Here is a 17,056-nt window from a genome sequence, read left to right as displayed (position 1 = left end):
GCATGTGCGCGGTCGATGCGTTCTGTCTGAGGCCGGCCGTACTCTGGGGCGGCAACCCCGACGGAGAGGATGACCATGGATTGGAAGATCGAGCTGATCTTCGTGCCCGTGTCGGATGTGGACCGCGCCAAGGACTTCTATACCGGCATCGGTTTCCATGCGGATCACGACGCGGAACCGTACGAAGGCCTGCGATTCGTGCAACTGACGCCTCCCGGCTCCGCGTGCTCTATCGCGATCGGCACGGGACTGGGCAGCAGGATGGAGCCTGGCGGCCTGGACAATATCCAGGTTGTCGTCTCAGACGCGGACGCCGCTCTCGCTCAGCTGCGCGACGCGGGCGTCGAGGCAAGCGGTGTCGACGAGCAGGATTGGGGGCGCTTCGTGACCTTCAACGATCCAGACGGCAACAGGTGGACGCTTCAGCAGTTGCCGGCTCGAGGCTGATAGGCCACACCTGCGATTGATTCTCGCCGGGCGAGGGTCAACAGCGCGGGGGCGCGGCATCCACCTCGAATGGATGCCGCGCCCCGGGTGAAGCGGATGCCGTCAGTGGCGCCCCTCGCGGTCGCCGAGGAACTCGCCGGGCTGGGTCGATACGAATGCCGAACCACTGTCGTCGAGCGACGCGGCGAGCCGGTTCATGACCGTCGCCGAGCTGGCCGACCAGTGCCCGGATTCCACCCGCTGCTGGAGCACCTCGATCCCTGCCGCGATCTCGGCCGGCGTGAAGTTGCAGTGTCCGACGTGATCGACGAAGAACTGCCGCAGCAGGTTGGTGTCGTGCGCCGCCCGAACGTCCTCGGCGTACTCCTGCTCGACCTGCACGGGTGCCAGCACATCGTCGAGGGTGTGCATGCTGACCACGGGCATCTGCAGGTCGCCGGTGAGAGTGGACGACGCGCGGAGGGTCTCGACGGATCCCGGGTCGGCCGCGATGTCGGCGGTCTGCGTCAGTGTCGCCAGGTCGGCCTTGAGGTCGAGCCCGGCCTCACGGTAGAGCTCGGCGACGAGGGCGCGATCCTCTGAATGCGCGAACAGCTTGCCGTAGTCCACCCCGACGTTCCATGTCGCGTTTCCGCCGGCCGTCGCTTCGATGTCGAAGCGACCGGGGGTGACGAATCCGATGGTTCCGAGCAGCTGGTTGTACAGCGATTCCTGCTGCACAGCGGTGTCCTTCGTCGCCTCCGCGATGGGCACGCCGTCGGAGAGGTGGAACAGCGCCGCGGCGAGCGCTACGCGGGCGCGGCCTTCGGGCGTCTTCTGCCCCTCCTGCACCGCAGCGCTCAGAGCAGCCGACGTTGCGAACGCCTCGTTCAGCGACGCGTAGCCCTCGATCTTCAGATCCTGGCCGGCGAGCAGTTGCTCGATCGCGTGCGACCCGTCGAGCTGGTAGTTGTTCAGGTCGACGGCACCTTCCATCAGCCCGCAGGTGGGCATGGCACCCTCGATGACATCACTGGCCGACTCGGCGATGCGCCCGGTGACCAGACCGCCCATCGACGTGCCGTAGGCCAGGACGTGGTCGGGCTCGAGCCCGGTCTGATCGAGCATCGCGTCGAGCGACTGCAGCTGGTCGTCGACCGCCGTCGGAACCGCCCAGCCGCTCGCCGCGTACGACGAGCCCACGAGGGCGTAGCCGCGTTCGAGCAGCAGCGCCTTCGTGGCATCGTTCGGCGCGACCGACGCCGGGTTGCCCGGTACGAATGACGGGCGGTAGCCGTGGCTGTAGAGCATCACGGTGCCGTTCCAGTCCGAAGGCACTGAGGCAAGCCAGGTCGTGCCGTTGGGGAGGGAGCCGGAGTAGTCGGCGCCGGCGTCGGCCATCGCCGGCGGAGCCACCAGGGCGACCGAGAGGGCGGTGCCCGCAACAGCGGCGACCGCCAGCGAACGGATGCGAACGCGTGGAGACATGGGGATGGTCCTTCCATTGTCATCGTCGACAGATGGCGCCGTCTGCCTCGACAGCACTGGGACCAATTATCAACTTTCCTGATAGTTAGTCAATGGATGCCGGGGCCTCCAGCGCGTGCCGGGCGTCTTGCAGCCAGCGGCCGAGTGTGACGCGCTCGACTGCGGTGAGGCCGGCGAACGCCTCGGCCTCGATTCGGTCGACGTCGGCGCGGCACGCTGCCAGGAGCGCGACCCCGGCCGGTGTCAGGGAGATCGTCATGCGGCGACGGTTGTCGTCGTCGCGAACGCGGTCGATGAGCCCCGCCTCATGAAGGGCGCGCACGATCCCCTCCATCGCCTGCGCCGAGACGAATGAATGCCGCGCGAGCTGGGCACTACTCATGCCCGGATGCTGCTCGAGCACCGTCAGAGCGGTGTACTGGGCGACCGTTATCCCGTGCGGACGGACGACCGCATCCAGCCGCCCCCGGACTGCCATTTCAACCTGCTTCACCTGATAGAGGATGCGCGGCGGGTGCTCGGCGGTCATACGGGCGTCGGGTCCGTCATGCGATGAAGCATACGGCCTCTGTCCTGCGGGCTCCGCGACCATTCCTTGCCCCTGTCGCTGCTCGTCGGAAAGGCCCGCTCGAAGTGGGCCCGCCTGGTCTTCTGTCAGCGCATGGGGGTGCTGCTGCGCCCCTCGGCCCGGCCGCTCAACTCGGCGTCGAGGGTCTCTTGCGCGATCCGCATCTGCTGGGCGTACTCGGGTTGCTGCAGTCGCTGCCACATCACATCCTCCACAACCTGCTCGCTCTGGCTGACCACCCACCAGATGTTGCCGAACGGGTCTTTGATCCGCCCGCCGCGCTGACCGAAGGCGCTGTCTGCGAGCTCAGTCACGACTGTGGCGCCCGCGGCGGTGGCCTTCGCGAAGGTGGTGTCGGGGTCGTCGACCCACACCCTCAGGACGCTCGGCATGACGGGCCAGTCGGGTCGCCGGTCGAAGGCAAGCAGCACCGTGTCGCCGACCCGGATCTCGCCGTGGCCGATCGCGCCGTCTTCGGTGCTGACGCGGGCGAGTTCCTCACCGCCGAGCACGTCCGTGATGAAGTCGAGCAGCGCGCCGGTGTCATCGGTGACGATCCAGGGCGCGACGCTCGTGTAGCCCGCCGGCTTGTAGGTCTCGCTGTCCATGCTTCTCTGCATCCTTTCGAGCGGTGTTGCCGTGCTGTTGGGAACGCTAGACGGCATCTAGGACGCATCTTGTCCTGACTCGAAGAAGCCCCGCACGTTTCCGGGAAGCGAACCCGTTGCCGACATCGTGGACGACGGCCGCGTCCTCGCCTTTCCGCGGACGAGACTGGGCACATGACGCCTGTCGATTCCCGGCTTGCCGCCGCGGTCGCCGCGAGTCGGAGTTGGTACGACGACGTGATGGCGCTGCACGGCGTGCCGGTCACCGTGACCGACGCGCTCTGGGTGGCCGATGGCCCGGTGCCGCCGTTTCACTCGACCGTGCTCGCACTCCGGCCCGACATCGATGCGGATGCCGCGGCAGAGGCAGTCAGAACCCGTCAGCGAGCCGGACTCCCGGGCGGTGGCATCGCGGACTGCTTCGCCGACCTCGACCTCGCGGGACACGGGTTCGACCAGCTCTTCGAGGCGCGGTGGATCCACCGCGCAGCCCCGGAACCGGGTCTCGCCGACGGGTGGAGCGAACTCTCCGATCCACGCGACCTGCACGGCTGGAGCGAACGGCACGACTACGTCGGGGTTCTGCCCGACACCGTGCTGCGGCATCCCCGCTTCCGAGTCCTCGCGAGGCGCGCGGGCGGGGGTCTCATCGGCGGCGCCGTGACGCATGAGCTCGGAAGTGGCGACGTCGTGGGGCTCTCGAACGTGTGGGAGTCTCCTGGCACCGACTCGGACTGGCTCGGATTGCTCGCCGCGGTCGGCCGACTCCACCCGAGGCGCCCAGTCGTGGGATACGAGCGGGGCCCCGACCTGGAGCGTGCGCTCGTCGCCGGCTTCGACGTCGTAGGGACCCACCGCGTGTGGGTGCCCGCCTCTTGAGTGCCGAAACGCGATCCTGCGAGTGGGTTGAATCCTGTACGAAGGTCAGGAAGCTCACACCCTTGCGATCCACCGTCTGTCAGGCGTAGCCGCGCTTGAGGAGCAGGCTCCGGTGAGAACCTCGTCGTCAGTTGCGTACCTGTATGACGGTCTTGCCTGTGCGCCGCGCGGTCGGGTGGAGGGCGGCGACGGCGTCATCAAGAGAAGCGACCGTGCCGATGTGGGGGCGAAGACGTCCATCGCGCACCCGCTGAACGATCTCGGAGAGCTGCGCCGGTACGGACTCGACCACGAAGTCGACGGCGAGACCGTCGACGGGCCGAGCTTCCACGGGTCCGACGACCGACACCAGAGTGCCGCCCGGCCGGATGATGCGAGCGGATCGCCGTTGCACATCGCCGCCGAGGACGTCGAAGACGAGGTCGACGCCGCCGACGTCCTCGATGCTGTCGCTCTCGAGATCGAGGAATTCATTTGCACCGAAGTCGAGTGCGGCTTGCCGCGCGCCCGCCCGGCCCGTGCCGATCACATACCCGCCGAACTCGCGGGCGAGCTGCGTGACGACGGATCCGACCGCGCCCGCCGCGCCGTGGGCGAGCACGGTCTGGCCGGACCGAAGGCGACCGTGCTGCAGCAGACCTTGCCACGCCGTCAAGCCGGAGATGGGCAAGCTCGCACCAACGGTGAAGTCGACATCCCCGGGCAGCGGTGCGAGGTTCCGGGCTTCCACTGCCGTGTACTCGGCGAGGGTTCCATCGCGGTGCCAGTCGGTGATGCCGAACACCCGCTGGCCCAATGTCAGGCCCGTCGTCCCGTAGCCGAGCGCGCTGACCACTCCGGCGAATTCGTGCCCGATCACCGGCTCCGACCGGTGACGACCCGCACGATCGCTCCACGTCGACGGCCATTCCCATTCCGCAGGAACGAACCCGGACGCGTGGACCTCGACGACCACGTCGTTGATCGCCGGGGACGGCTCGGGCAACTCCGACAGCGTCAGTCCACCTACATCGGAGCTTCGATCAGCCGCCACGATCGCCTTCATCGGACACCTCTCCATCCGTGCACCGCAACCGTTGTCGGAACAGCCAACAAATCTACTCACTGGCGCACCGCTCCATTGCGAGCGCCGATACCCACGCAGTCTGCTCCGATGAAGAACCTGCGATAGTGGCCAGATGCGCGGTCGGGGCACACAGTTCTTCGTCGATCTGGAGTCGCGGGTCTGGGACGCGCTGGTGGGCGGTGACGCGGAGGCCGATCGCGCGCTGCTCTCGGATGACTTCGTCGGTGTCTTCCCGACCGGCTTCGCGAACCGGACGGACCACACCGACGAGCTGGCGGATGGCCCCAGCATCGCCTCGTACGCGATCGCGGACGCGAGATTGATCGACATCTCCGCGGATGCCGCATTGCTCTGCTATCGCGCCGAGTACCGTCGACCGGGCAACGCCAACGTGGAGGTGATGTTCATCAGTTCGCTGTGGGTCGAGCGCGAGGGTCGCTGGTGGAACACCTTCAGTCAGGACACCCCAGCGGAGCCCGCCTCGGCGTAGTTGCTCCCATCGGCCGCTATCGCTGGGGTAAGCGAGACCCTGGGCGCGGAGCGAACGTGCACCGCCGCAGACACCCCCTTGTCGACATCCACAAACGGTCTTGAAACAGGGCCACGACAGGCGCACAGTGAGACCCGAGGAGGTCCCATGCGCAACTCAATCGCCTATCCGGACGTCGTGCCGATCCTCTCGCCAGGACGGCACCGTTCCCCACGGCGCGGGGCCTGCTTCATGGAGTTCGCGTCGTATCTAGCTGGGGAGCGGTGGAGCGACCATCCCGCGTGTACGAACGGCACCCTCGCGCACCTCGCGCGGATGGTCAACGATCGCACGAGCGCAGCCGGCCGCGCCCGGCTCACGCCGCTCATCCCGACAGTGGTCGGCCTGACCAGCGACGATCCGATGCTCGACGTCATGCTCGCGCTGCGAGCTGCCAGCGCCGCTCTGCCGATCGCCGCTGAGGGACGCCAGCGGTCTCAGGCCGTGGCGGTGCACGTCGCCCTCCGAGCCCTGGCGGAACGCGACGACGAGCTGGCCGCGGACCTGCGGGAATCGGCGGAGGCCGCCCTGCGGGCAGCGCCCGGCGCGGATGCCTGGGCGATTCAGTTCATCGAGAGGGTCGGTCCGGGCCGGGCGAGGATGACCGCGCGGCAGAGCCGGGATATCGTGACCGGTGCCGTGGATGGCATCGCGGGAGCATGCGGCGGCGACCCGGATGAAGGACTCGTCGCTCTGCTCCACGCCGCCGTGTCGGATGCGGCGCGCTTCGTGAGTGCAACGCGCGTGGGAACGGATTCAGGCGTCGACGTGGCAGACGGCTCGATGGCCGCCCACGGAGCAGAACGGGCAGTGCGATCCGCTGCGGAGGTCACGCCTTCGCCGCGATGACGGTCATGCGCGTCACTGTCCCCTCCTGGTTTGCGAGCGTCCGCGCGCAAGCGACGGGCGGAGAGCTAGTCGGCGTGAGCCGGCTCGGCTGACGGCGCGTCACCCGCCGGGGTCATGAACCACTCGACGAACCGACGCGCACGGCCGTCCGGCGCGAAGTGGACCTCCCACAGGTTGAGGTAGGAGGAGTGCCCGCTGCCGACAAGAGAACCGCCCTCGGTCGCGCTTGGTCGCGACCGAGGGCGCTGCGTGTCGCGGTAAGAAACGTCGCTGCACGCGGGGGCAGAGGAATGAAGCCCCTCAAAGAGACGCGAACTGGCCACATTCATGACGCGGGTTCCGCCGAAATCTGTACCTGGCGGCGGCTTCACGCCCAGACTGGGTGAATGGAGCCCTCGGAGCTTGTCGAGCAGTACCTCGCGAGCGTGTCGAATGAACCGGATGCCGAGGCCAGAGGAGAAGCTATCGAGCGGCTGTTCACCGAGGACATCCGGTATGTGGATCAGGACGGCGTCGTCGAGGGCCGCGAGGACTTCATCCGGAGGATCGATGCGCTCGCGGCGATGATGGGGCCGACATCCCGGTTCTCCCTCACAAAGCCGGTGCAGCAGGCCGATGACGCGGTGCTGTTCCACTGGCAGCTCGGGACTCCCGGCGAGGCGCCCGCGCTGACCGGAGCCGACATCGCCCTGGTGAAAGACGACCGCATCTTTCGGCTCTACGCCGTCGTGGACTGACCGCCACGTTGCGCATTCCCAAGAGTGCAGACCCGTCTTCCGGCAGCCTGACCCCATAACGCCTGGTCTGGTGGAGACGCGCCGCGCGTTCGAGAATGGCGCCCATGACGTCTCCTCCACACGAACGCCCTGGACCGCTCGTGCTGGTCTCCCGCCTCGCGGCCATGCTGCCGACTCTGTCGAAGGACGAACTGGACGAGTTGGCCGATGCGGTCGAAGCCCTCACCGACGCGATCGGTCTGCAGCGCGACTGGCCGGCCGACTCAGCCGACGATGTCGTCGGCGGCGAGGTCGAGGCATCCATTCCCCTTCTCGACGATCTGGACCTGACGCGGTGGAGTGAGCCGGACGACACCGGTGACGAACGCGCGGACCTCGTCGCATGGCTGAACTATCAACGCCACGAGTTCATCCGCAAGCTGCGCGACCTCTCGACGGAGCAGGCGGTGGAATGGTCGGTTCCTCCCGTGGAGCTCTCGGTGATCGGCCTCGTGCGCCACATGCGCCAGATGGAGGCGAGCTACCTCGGCACGGGCCTGAGCGGTGAGGGCGACCGCGACACCTACGGCGACGACGACTTCGCGGGAGGCTCGCCGGACACCGTCGACGACGACCTCCGCGGATGGATGGCGGAGGTGGAGCGTTCGGACGCCGCGATCGCGGCCGTCCCGTCGCTCGACACCCGCGGGCTCGGACACGGCCGGTCGCTGCGCTGGTCGCTCCTCAAGATGGTGCACGAGTACACGCTTCACGCCGGAGAGGCGCACATGATCCGCTTCGCGGCGCTCGGTGCGATGGAGCGCTAGCGGGCGACCAGCCGGGCTTGCCCCTCATGCGGGCGCCGCGTCACACCGCGAGCTGGTCGCGGCGGCGGATGAGATAGGTCCGCTCGGCGGGGTTTCCCGCGAGCTGGATGGCGCGGTCGTACGCATCCCGTGAGTCATCGCTCCGCCCGAGCCGACGCAGGAGGTCGGCACGCGCCGCGTGGTACGCGTGATAGCCCTCGAGGGCCGCGGCGATCCGGTCGATCTCGGCCAGCGCTAGGTCGGGACCGTCCACCTCGGCCACGGCGATCGCGCGATTGAGCCGCACGATCGGCGAGGGATCGAGCCTGACCAGGCGGTCGTAGAGCGCGACGATCTGCGACCAATCGGTGTCGCGCGGGGACGAGGCATCCGTGTGCACCGCATTGATCGCGGCGAGCAGCTGGTACCGCCCCGGGGGCTCGGCGACGGAGGCGACGGCGGCGATGCGCTCGCGGACGAGAGCCTGCCCCTCGCGGATCATGGCCCGGTTCCACGCGCCGCGGTCCTGCTCATCGAGGGTGACGAGCTCTCCTGAGCGGGAGACACGTGCCGCGCGGCGCGCGTCGGCGAGCAGCATCAGCGCAAGGAGACCGGTCACCTCGCCCTCCTCGGGAAGGAGCTCATGCAGGAGGCGGCCGAGGCGGATCGCCTCGTCGGTCAGGTCCACGCGCAGGGGATCATCGCCGGCGGTGGCCAGATAGCCCTCGTTGAAGATCAGGTAGATGACGGCGAGCACCCCGGCGAGCCGTTCCCGGATGTCCGTCGGCGACGGCACCCGGTACGGGATACGGGATGCCTTGATCTTCGCCTTGGCGCGGGTGATGCGCTTTGCCATCGTCGTCTCCGGCACGAAGAACGCGTGGGCGATCTCTGCGACGGTCAGCCCGCCGAGGAGGCGCAAGGTCAGGGCGACCCGTGCCTCCACCGCCAGCGCCGGATGGCAGCAGGTGAAGACCAGCCGGAGCCGGTCGTCCTCGATGGGCCCCGTTGGGTCCGGGGGAGAGTCGTCGCGCAGCATCTGTGCCGCCTGGTGCTTGACGTCGCGATGGGACTCGCGACGAAGTCGATCGATCGCCTTGCGGGTCGCCGTCGTGGTCAGCCACGCTCCAGGATTGGGCGGGACTCCGTCGCGCGGCCACCGCTCCACCGCGGCGACGAAGGCTTCGGATGCCGCGTCCTCGGCGAGGTCGAGATCACCGAACCGGCGGGTGAGAACGGCGACCAGCCGCGCCCACTCGTCTTGGTGAGCGCGGGCGATCGCCTCCTCGACGCCTTGGGTCACGACCCCATTTCACTCGCTTCAGCCGCGTGGTGCTCGATGATCTCGGAGAGCCCGGAGGGGAACCGGTGAACCTCCTGGGGCCAGTCCAGGGCCACGGCCAGTCGCCCGGCCCAGTGCCGCGCAGCCTCGTCATCGGCCACCTCGATGACGGCGAAGCCGCCGAGGTGCTCCTTGGTCTCGACGAACGGCCCGTCGGTGAAGACGGGTTTCCCGTCCTGGCTGACGACGCTGAACACGGCGGTGGAGGCATCCAGTCCGCCGTCTCCGAAGAGGTAGACGCCAGCCGCTTCCATGTCTTCGATCACGGCGCGCGACGCTTCGCTCTTGCTGCGCAGTTCGTCCGCGGTGTGCAGGGGGACCCACTCGTCGTTGAATGCGATCAGATACTTGGGCACTTTCGTCTCCTCTTCTCGGGACAGGGCCATCTCGTGGCTCCTCGGTCGCGGCGACCCGGAAGGAGTCGCACACCTCATCCACGAACGGCGACGCTCGGATAAGACACTAGGCCCGAGGAAAGTCAGGATGCCTCAAACCTGCGGGTCGTCCACCCGGTGGTCTCACACGGTTGCGGGGCTCTCCTCGACCCGGGTCTCTCCGTCGGCGAATCGAGCGCGCGCCCGGTCGTGCTTGCGGGCGATGGGCACGAGCGCGGTCGCCTTCGGCAGACCCATGGGCTTCGTCGAGACGAACACGCTCTCGGCGCGCTCGACGAGGAAGGTCTCGTGCCAGACGCCGACGGCGCCAGGCGCCCGCCGGGCGGCCTGGTTGAACGCGGCCCACGCGGGCCGATGCTGCTGCGCGGGGTCAGAGGCGTACGCGTACAGCTTCTCGATCGACGACCAGTACTGGACGAGATACGGACCGCCCGAACCGAGCAGCAGCTGATAGCCGAGCAGCCCTGAGTCGGGGTCGACACTGAGCTCCTTCAGCATTCGGGGCATCGCGACGAATGCCGGCCACCACAGGTCGGGGCGCCACCACCGGTTGATCTGCATGCCGATATGGAAGACGACGAGCTCGCCGTCGTAGCGGTGGGTCATGCGGCCCTGGATCACTCTGCTCACGGCGTCCTCCACTGGATAGTCCCGCTATCCATAGTGGATAGCACTACTATCGATGTCAAGGGGTGATGATGCGAATCTCGGAGCTCTCCGCGCGCACGGGCGTCCCCGTGGCGACGATCAAGTACTACTTGCGCGAAGGCCTCCTTCCCGGAGGCGAGCGCACAGCGCCGACGCAGTCGACCTATGAGGATCGCCACGTTCGGCGGCTCCAGGTCATCCGCGCACTCATCGCGTCCGGCGTGAGCATCGCAGAGGTGCGGAAGGTGCTCGACGCTCTCGACGATCCCCCGGCCAGCCCGCACGATCTGCTGGGCGCGGCCCACGCGGCGGTGACCCCGACGGCCGAAGGCGACATCGACACCACCGCCGCCGAGTCGCTCGTGGAGCGGCTCGGCTGGCAGCCCGGGTTGTGCGACGACTCCCTGGTGGCCGGGATCGCCCGCGCGCTCAACACCATCAGTCAGGCGGACTTCGAGATTCCGGATGCCGTCATGTCGGCCTACCTGGAATCCTCACGCCGCATCGCGCAGGCCGAGATCGCGAACGTTCCCACCGACTCACCCGAAGCGGCGGTGAGGTACGTCGTCCTCGGCTCGGTGCTCATCGAGCCGCTCCTCCTCGCCCTGCGCAGGGTCGCGGAACAGGTCGCGTCCGCCGAACGATTCGGACCGGGAGCGCCGCCGACCAACTGAGCCGCGGCCGTCGTACGCCGGGCGTAGCGTGGAGGCGTGGCGAAGAAGATCTGCGTCGACGAGGGCCGCGCGGCCCTCGACGCCGTGCGCGCGGCGGCCGCGGCATCCACTCGCCCTTCCCGCACCGATCAGGCGACCGCCGTCCGCTACCTCCTGCAGCTCCTCGTCGAGAAGGCGCCGGGCAACTCGGTCGAGATGCGCGTGCCGCCCTTCGGCGCGGTGCAGGTGATCGAGGGCCCTCGCCACACCCGCGGCACGCCTCCGAACGTCGTCGAGACCGACGCCGAGACGTGGATCGCCCTCGCCACGGGCGCTGAGCACTGGACGGATGCCGCGACCGCCGGCCGCATCCACGCTTCGGGCACCCGCTCCAACCTGTCGGACCTGCTGCCCCTCCGTCCCTGAGCCCGAGCCCCCGGAGAGGCGGTTGAAGCCGAGGTTCGGGGCGTGTTTCGGGCGCGCCGCGCCAGGCCTGCCGGCGTGTCGGTGATGGCATCCGCCCCAAACCCGGGAACGCAAGCCAGGGCCGACGGGTCGGCGCGGTGGGACAATGGACGCATGGGACGTGAGCCCGCCGGCGGTCCCGGCGAGGACGACCGTGCCGACGAGCACGTGGTCGACGAGGAGTGGGAGGCCGGCGCGCTGCGCCGGTCGCCGCGGTACGGCCGCATCCTGCTCTCCAGCGTCTTCGCGGGCCTCGCGGTCGCCGGGATCCACACCGCGCTGTCGAGCGCCGGCGCCGGACCGGGCGATCCGCTCGCGTCCCAGGCATCCGGGATCATGTGGACCTACTGCGTGCTCGCCGTCATCTGGGTGGCGTTCGGGCTGCTCGTCGCGGCGACCGTCGTCATCGCGCTCGACCGCTCCGTCGGCCGGCACTCGCGCCCCGTCATCACGGAGCATTCGACCATCATCACCGACGATCTGCGGTCACCCATGACCGACGAGGCGCCGTGGTGGCTGCGCGAGCCGGGCGACGAGGGCGACGACGAACCGGTACCCCGGCGGCCTGAGAGATGATGGACGTATGCCCGATTCGCCCACCCCTCCGATGACACCCGGCGCTTCACGGCGCTCGGAGACGGTCCGCGTGCGGCGCGCCCCGAAGTTCTCGGTCTTCCTGCTGCTCGGCGCGGGCCTCGGCCTGCTGACGGCGCTCATCCTCACCTACGCGTTCAACGGCACCCTGACCCAGAGCCAGAACACCGGTCTCGTCTACTCGCCGGGGCAGGTCTTCGGGTTCCTCGCCCTCATCTGCGTGACGGTCGGCGTCGCGGTGTTCGCGATCATCGCGCTCATCCTCGACCGCGTGAGCCGCAAGCGCACGCGCGAGGTCACGGTCGACCGCGAGACCGTCCAGGGGTCCGACGCCGGCTGATGCCCGTCAGGCCAGCTCGGCGATGATCGGGTGGATGGCGGCGTCGAAGGCCGCGACATCCCCCCGCAGCCCGTCGGTCACGGCGATCGTGAGCGAGCCGATCCACCACACGCCGCGCTGAGTGAGCGGCAGCACCTGCACGTTGAGCTCGAACGAGTGCGCTCGCCGCCCGACCTGGCGCTCGTGCTCGGCGATCGCGCTCGCATAGGCGCGGTAGGAAACGCCGGGCTTCGCCGCGGCCTCTTTGCGATAGCGCTCCTTGGCGGACTGCGAGTACGCGACGGCCTCGGCCGCACAGGGCGCCATGGCAGCGCGCAGGTCGTCGGAGCCCTCCAGCGGCAGGGCGACGAGCGTGTCGAAGCCGTCGACGAGGTCGAGCGGCACGGGCGACGGATGCGCCTGCGGCTCGACGGTCATCGCCCAGTACTCGCGCCACTGACGCTCGAGCCGGGCCTGCTCGTCGTCGTCGCGGGAGTGGGCGCGGGGCGGGATGCCTCGCAGGTGCGGGAGCTCGTCAGGCGAGCGGATGCCGAGCACCTGGCGCAGGTAGAGGGCGAGCAGCACAGGCTGACTCGCGTCCTCGCGAATCACCCACTCCGGAGCTCCGGCGCTGCCCATGCCGCCCATTCTAAATCGGGCCCCCGACTTCGGCGCGGGACGATGGGCCGACGCAGGGCGGCGCCGGCCCGTCATCGGGCATCCGCGCGTGTGCGCCGCCGGTAGGCTGGAAGCGTGGCATCTCCCACCGACGATGCGCCCGTGACGGGCGCCCCCGCCGACTCCGCATCCCCCTCCTCCAACCCCTACGCCGCCGCGGGGGTCGACACCGCCGCGGGTGATCTCGCGGTCGAGCTCATGAAGTCGGCCGTGCGCCGCACGCAGGGCCCCGAGGTGCTCGGCGGCGTGGGCGGCTTCGCCGGTCTCTACGACGCGTCGTTCCTGCACGACTACCGCCGGCCCCTCCTCGCGACGAGCACCGACGGCGTCGGGACGAAGGTCGCCATCGCGCAGGCGATCGACAAGCACGACACGATCGGCCGCGACCTGGTCGGCATGGTCGTCGACGACATCGTCGTCGTGGGCGCGAAGCCCCTCTTCATGACCGACTACATCGCGACCGGCAAGGTCTTCCCCGAGCGCATCGCCGACATCGTGCGGGGCATCGCCGACGGCTGCTCCGAGACGGGCACGGCCCTCGTCGGCGGCGAGACGGCCGAGCACCCGGGCCTCCTCGGTCCCAACGACTACGACGTCGCGGGAGCGGCGACGGGCGTCGTCGAGGCCGACGGCATCCTCGGCGCCGACCGCGTCCGCGCGGGCGATGTGGTGCTCGCGCTCGCGTCGAGCGGCCTCCACTCCAACGGCTACTCGCTCGTGCGGCACATCGTCGCGGGGGCCGGCATCCAGTACGGCGACAACGCGGCCGACTTCGGCGCCACGTGGGGCGAGACGCTCCTCGAGCCGACGCGCCTCTACACGACCCCGCTCCTGCAGCTCATCGAGGCGACGGGCGACGGCGTGCACGCCCTCAGCCACGTCACCGGCGGGGGGATCGCCGCGAACCTCGCCCGCGTGCTGCCGCAGCAGACGTGGGTCGAGCTCGACCGCTCGACGTGGTCGCCGGACCCGGTGTTCCGCGTCCTCGCGGACCTCGGAGACCTCACCCTCGAGCAGACCGAGGGCACGTGGAACCTCGGCATCGGCTTCCTCGCCGTCGTGTCGCCCGACAAGGCGGAGGCCGCGGCATCCGTCCTCTCGCAGGCGGGCATCGCGACGTGGCAGGCGGGTGTCGTCAAGGACGGACCGCGCCCCGACGGCGCATTCGAGCAGGGCGCCAAGGGCGTCGACGGCGGGGCCGTGCGCCTCGTCGGCACCTACAACGGAGCGAAGTAACACCCATGTGCGGAATCGTCGGGATGGTGGGCCAGGGGTCCGTCAACCAGGAGATCTACGACGCCCTCCTACTGCTGCAGCATCGCGGCCAGGACTCGACGGGCATCGCGACGGCGGAGCGCAACGGCGTCTTCCACATGACCAAGCAGCGCGGCCAGGTGCGCGAGGCCTTCCGCACGCGCGACATGCGGTCGCTCCTCGGCGACATCGGGCTCGGTCACGTCCGCTACGCGACGAAGGGCACCGCTTCGAGCGAGGAGGAGGCGCAGCCCTTCTACGTCAACGCGCCGTACGGCATCGTCCTCGTGCACAACGGCAACCTCACCAACACGCGGGAGCTCACCGACGAGCTGTTCCACAAGGATCGCCGCCACCTCAACACGAGTTCCGACACCGAGCTGCTCGTCAACGTCCTGGCCAACGAGCTGCAGTCGTCGATCTCGGGCCTGCAGCTCGACCCGGCGCAGGTGTTCGACGCCGTCTCGCGCGTCCACGAGCGCGTCGAGGGCTCGTACGCCGCCATCGCGCTGCTCGCCGGCTACGGTCTGCTCGCCTTCCGCGACCCCTTCGGCATACGCCCTCTCATCATCGGCACCCGCCCGGCGGACCAGGGCGGCTACGAGTGGATCGTGGCATCGGAGTCCCTGGTGCTCGAGAACGGCGGCTTCGAGGTCGTGCGCGACGTCGACCCCGGCGAGGCCGTGTTCATCGACCTCGAGGGCCACCTGCACACCAAGCAGTGCGCACCTGCCGCGACGCTTGCGCCGTGCTCGTTCGAGTACGTCTACCTCGCCCGCCCCGACTCGATCATGAACGGCATCTCGGTCTACGAGGCGCGGCTGCGCATGGGCGAGCGCCTCGCCGACACGATCGCGAAGTACACGCCCAAGGGCGCCATCGACGTCGTCATGCCGATCCCCGACTCGTCGCGGCCGGCCGCGATGCAGGTTGCGCGCAAGCTCGGCATCGAGTACCGCGAGGGCTTCTACAAGAACCGCTACATCGGTCGGACGTTCATCATGCCCGGGCAGGCGGTGCGCAAGAAGAGCGTGCGGCAGAAGCTCAACGCGATGTCGACCGAGTTCAAGGGCAAGAACGTCCTTCTCATCGACGACTCGATCGTGCGAGGCACGACGTCGAAGGAGATCATCCAGATGGCTCGGGATGCCGGGGCCAAGAGCGTGACGTTCGCCTCAGCCGCTCCGCCCGTCCGGTACCCGCACGTCTACGGCATCAACATGCCGTCGCGCCACGAGCTCGTGGCACACGGCCGCACGATCCCCGAGATCGCGGAGGAGCTCGGCGCCGACTACATCGTGTACCAGGAGGTCGAAGACCTGAAGGCCGCGATCCTGGAGGGCTCCGACATCGAGGATCTCGACATGAGCTGCTTCGACGGCCGCTACGTCACGGGCACGGTCTCCGAGGAGTACCTCGCCTGGGTCGAGGGCTCTCAGGAGTCGTGACGCCCCCTCCCCGTCGGTCCGGCCGGCGGGCGCAGGCGCCTAGGCTCGTCTGATGAGTTCTTCCCCGCCCGCGCGTCCGCTGTGGCACGGAAGGGCTCTCGCCCTCGTCGGCATCGTCCTCTTCGCCTTCTCGCTGCGCTCCGCCGTGGCATCCCTCTCCCCGCTGCTCGACCACGTCGACCGGGAGTTCCCCGTTCCGGCCGTCGTCGTCGGTCTCATCGGCACGGCGCCTCCGGTCTGCTACGCCATCACCGGCCTGCTGACGCCGGCCCTGGAGCGACGGTTCGGTCTGGAGAGGCTCGTCGTCGCCGCGATGGCCGTCGCGGTCATCGGACTCGTCGCGCGCAGCCTCGCGGTCGACTCGCTCACGCTCCTCGGCTCGACGGCGATCATCTTCGCCGCCGTGGGGACGGGCAATGTGCTGCTGCCGCCCTTGGTGAAGAAGCACTTCCCCGACCGCATCGGCCTCGTGACGACGATCTACTCGACGACCATGGCCATGTCGACGTTCCTTCCGCCCCTCGTCGCCGTTCCGGTGGCGGATGCCGCGGGCTGGCGCGTCTCGCTGGGACTCTGGGCCGTCTTCGCCGCCCTCGCGACGATCCCGTGGATCGCCCTCCTCGCGCGGGAGCGCGGCCGCGCGGGGGACGGCGACCTGGAGGCGGCGAATCCCCGGGTGTTCGGCCGCATGTGGCGCATCCCGCTCGCGTGGGCGCTGACGGTGATCTTCGTGGTCTCGGGAACCCTCGCCTACACGTGCTTCGCGTGGCTGCCCACGCTCCTCGTGCAGACTGCGGGCGTCACGAACGCCGAGGCGGGCACGCTGCTCTCGCTCTTCGCCTTCATGGGCCTGCCGGCCTCGCTCGCGGTGCCCGTGCTGGTCGCGCGCTACAACGCGATCGCGCCGCTCTTCGCGGTCGCCGTCACGAGCGGGCTCGCGGGCATCGCCGGCCTTCTCTTCGCACCCGAGGCCGCGACGTGGCTGTGGATCGCGCTTCTCGGCATCGCGCCCCTTTTCTTCCCGCTGACCCTCGTGCTGCTCGGCCTGCGATCGCGCACGCACGAGGCATCCGTCGCACTCAGCGGATTCGTCCAGAGCATCGGCTATGCGATCGTCGCGGTGTTCCCCGTCAGCATCGGGCTGCTCCACGACGCCACCGGCGGGTGGACGGCGCCCCTCTGGGTGCTCGCCGTCGTCGTTGCGGCGGCGATCCCGGCCGGGTTCGTCATCGCGCGTCCGCACACCGTCGAAGACGAGTGGGACCGCCGGCACGGCGCCTGGTCGTAGGCGGCGGGGTCGCCGGATGCGCGCCGAGCGATCTGCG

21 protein-coding genes are annotated in these 17,056 nt (G+C 69.3%); 13 read left to right on the top strand and 8 right to left on the bottom strand.

Features of this window, described 5'->3' with window-relative positions:
• Positions 1 to 75 precede the first annotated feature (75 nt).
• The gene (locus tag G5T42_RS04685; protein ID WP_165126138.1) at positions 76 to 447 is read left to right on the top strand and encodes a VOC family protein; all 372 of its coding nucleotides are present in this window, start codon (positions 76 to 78) and stop codon (positions 445 to 447) included.
• A gap of 102 nt (positions 448 to 549) precedes the next feature.
• Here G5T42_RS04685 and G5T42_RS04680 read toward each other — a convergent pair whose 3' ends face one another.
• From G5T42_RS04680 to G5T42_RS04670, 3 genes are all read right to left on the bottom strand, one after another.
• Positions 550 to 1,914: a prolyl oligopeptidase family serine peptidase gene (locus tag G5T42_RS04680; RefSeq protein ID WP_165126135.1), complete on the bottom strand. Its 1,365-nt coding sequence runs from the start codon at positions 1,912 to 1,914 to the stop codon at positions 550 to 552.
• A gap of 85 nt (positions 1,915 to 1,999) precedes the next feature.
• A complete protein-coding gene (locus G5T42_RS04675; protein WP_241245962.1) occupies positions 2,000 to 2,392 on the bottom strand; it encodes a MarR family transcriptional regulator in 393 nt (130 codons plus the stop codon).
• A 176-nt stretch (positions 2,393 to 2,568) separates the two neighbouring features.
• A complete protein-coding gene (locus G5T42_RS04670; RefSeq protein ID WP_165126129.1) occupies positions 2,569 to 3,090 on the bottom strand; it encodes a VOC family protein in 522 nt (173 codons plus the stop codon).
• A gap of 174 nt (positions 3,091 to 3,264) precedes the next feature.
• Between G5T42_RS04670 and G5T42_RS04665 the strand changes: the two genes are divergently transcribed.
• The gene (locus G5T42_RS04665) at positions 3,265 to 3,969 is read left to right on the top strand and encodes a hypothetical protein (RefSeq protein ID WP_165126126.1); all 705 of its coding nucleotides are present in this window, start codon (positions 3,265 to 3,267) and stop codon (positions 3,967 to 3,969) included.
• A 127-nt stretch (positions 3,970 to 4,096) separates the two neighbouring features.
• Here the strand turns inward: G5T42_RS04665 and G5T42_RS04660 are convergent, their stop codons facing one another.
• Positions 4,097 to 5,014: an NADP-dependent oxidoreductase gene (locus G5T42_RS04660; protein WP_165126123.1), complete on the bottom strand. Its 918-nt coding sequence runs from the start codon at positions 5,012 to 5,014 to the stop codon at positions 4,097 to 4,099.
• A 133-nt stretch (positions 5,015 to 5,147) separates the two neighbouring features.
• Here G5T42_RS04660 and G5T42_RS04655 point away from each other — a divergent pair, with 133 nt between their 5' ends.
• From G5T42_RS04655 to G5T42_RS04640, 4 genes are all read left to right on the top strand, one after another.
• Positions 5,148 to 5,525, top strand: coding sequence for a nuclear transport factor 2 family protein (locus G5T42_RS04655; protein WP_165126120.1), 378 nt, complete (start codon positions 5,148 to 5,150; stop codon positions 5,523 to 5,525).
• A 147-nt stretch (positions 5,526 to 5,672) separates the two neighbouring features.
• Positions 5,673 to 6,413 carry a hypothetical protein gene (locus G5T42_RS04650; protein ID WP_165126117.1) on the top strand — a complete coding sequence of 247 codons (741 nt, stop codon included), beginning with the start codon at positions 5,673 to 5,675 and terminating at the stop codon, positions 6,411 to 6,413.
• Between the two features lie 386 nt (positions 6,414 to 6,799).
• Positions 6,800 to 7,150, top strand: coding sequence for a nuclear transport factor 2 family protein (locus tag G5T42_RS04645; protein WP_165126114.1), 351 nt, complete (start codon positions 6,800 to 6,802; stop codon positions 7,148 to 7,150).
• Positions 7,151 to 7,254: 104 nt separating this feature from the next.
• Positions 7,255 to 7,956: a DUF664 domain-containing protein gene (locus G5T42_RS04640; RefSeq protein WP_165126111.1), complete on the top strand. Its 702-nt coding sequence runs from the start codon at positions 7,255 to 7,257 to the stop codon at positions 7,954 to 7,956.
• A gap of 40 nt (positions 7,957 to 7,996) precedes the next feature.
• Here the strand turns inward: G5T42_RS04640 and G5T42_RS04635 are convergent, their stop codons facing one another.
• From G5T42_RS04635 to G5T42_RS04625, 3 genes are all read right to left on the bottom strand, one after another.
• Positions 7,997 to 9,238, bottom strand: a complete 1,242-nt coding sequence (locus tag G5T42_RS04635) for a sigma-70 family RNA polymerase sigma factor (RefSeq protein ID WP_165126108.1) — start codon at positions 9,236 to 9,238, stop codon at positions 7,997 to 7,999.
• Positions 9,235 to 9,633, bottom strand: a complete 399-nt coding sequence (locus tag G5T42_RS04630) for a YciI family protein (RefSeq protein ID WP_165126105.1) — start codon at positions 9,631 to 9,633, stop codon at positions 9,235 to 9,237. Before G5T42_RS04630 ends, G5T42_RS04635 begins: the two co-directional genes overlap by 4 nt.
• A 162-nt stretch (positions 9,634 to 9,795) precedes the next feature.
• Entirely contained in the window at positions 9,796 to 10,302 is a 507-nt protein-coding gene (locus G5T42_RS04625; protein ID WP_165126102.1) for a DUF4188 domain-containing protein, read from the bottom strand.
• Positions 10,303 to 10,370: 68 nt separating this feature from the next.
• Between G5T42_RS04625 and G5T42_RS04620 the strand changes: the two genes are divergently transcribed.
• The 4 genes from G5T42_RS04620 to G5T42_RS04605 all read left to right on the top strand — a co-directional run bounded on the left by G5T42_RS04620 (position 10,371) and on the right by G5T42_RS04605 (position 12,372).
• A complete protein-coding gene (locus tag G5T42_RS04620; RefSeq protein ID WP_165126099.1) occupies positions 10,371 to 10,994 on the top strand; it encodes a MerR family transcriptional regulator in 624 nt (207 codons plus the stop codon).
• 36 nt (positions 10,995 to 11,030) lie between these two features.
• Positions 11,031 to 11,399 (top strand): sterol carrier family protein, encoded by a 369-nt coding sequence (locus G5T42_RS04615; protein ID WP_165126096.1) that lies wholly within the window; start codon positions 11,031 to 11,033, stop codon positions 11,397 to 11,399.
• 153 nt (positions 11,400 to 11,552) lie between these two features.
• A complete protein-coding gene (locus G5T42_RS04610; protein WP_165126093.1) occupies positions 11,553 to 12,014 on the top strand; it encodes a hypothetical protein in 462 nt (153 codons plus the stop codon).
• Positions 12,015 to 12,021: 7 nt separating this feature from the next.
• Positions 12,022 to 12,372 carry a potassium transporter Trk gene (locus tag G5T42_RS04605; RefSeq protein ID WP_241245961.1) on the top strand — a complete coding sequence of 117 codons (351 nt, stop codon included), beginning with the start codon at positions 12,022 to 12,024 and terminating at the stop codon, positions 12,370 to 12,372.
• Between the two features lie 6 nt (positions 12,373 to 12,378).
• Here the strand turns inward: G5T42_RS04605 and G5T42_RS04600 are convergent, their stop codons facing one another.
• Positions 12,379 to 12,990, bottom strand: a complete 612-nt coding sequence (locus G5T42_RS04600) for a zinc-binding alcohol dehydrogenase (RefSeq protein WP_165126090.1) — start codon at positions 12,988 to 12,990, stop codon at positions 12,379 to 12,381.
• Positions 12,991 to 13,131: 141 nt separating this feature from the next.
• Between G5T42_RS04600 and purM the strand changes: the two genes are divergently transcribed.
• The 3 genes from purM to G5T42_RS04585 are packed head-to-tail and all read left to right on the top strand — an operon-like array spanning position 13,132 to position 17,019.
• Positions 13,132 to 14,265 carry a phosphoribosylformylglycinamidine cyclo-ligase gene (purM, locus tag G5T42_RS04595; protein WP_165130082.1) on the top strand — a complete coding sequence of 378 codons (1,134 nt, stop codon included), beginning with the start codon at positions 13,132 to 13,134 and terminating at the stop codon, positions 14,263 to 14,265.
• A 5-nt stretch (positions 14,266 to 14,270) separates the two neighbouring features.
• Complete coding sequence (gene purF / locus G5T42_RS04590; RefSeq protein WP_165126087.1) at positions 14,271 to 15,731, top strand: amidophosphoribosyltransferase; 1,461 nt, start codon at positions 14,271 to 14,273, stop codon at positions 15,729 to 15,731.
• Positions 15,732 to 15,783: 52 nt separating this feature from the next.
• The gene (locus G5T42_RS04585; protein WP_165126084.1) at positions 15,784 to 17,019 is read left to right on the top strand and encodes an MFS transporter; all 1,236 of its coding nucleotides are present in this window, start codon (positions 15,784 to 15,786) and stop codon (positions 17,017 to 17,019) included.
• Positions 17,020 to 17,056: the final 37 nt, after the last annotated feature.

The sequence above is a fragment of the Microbacterium sp. 4R-513 genome (genome assembly GCF_011046485.1).
In the GTDB taxonomy this organism is placed as follows: domain Bacteria; phylum Actinomycetota; class Actinomycetes; order Actinomycetales; family Microbacteriaceae; genus Microbacterium.
The sequence above is the reverse complement of the archived record's forward strand: the minus strand, read 5'-3'. Positions and strand labels throughout refer to the sequence as shown.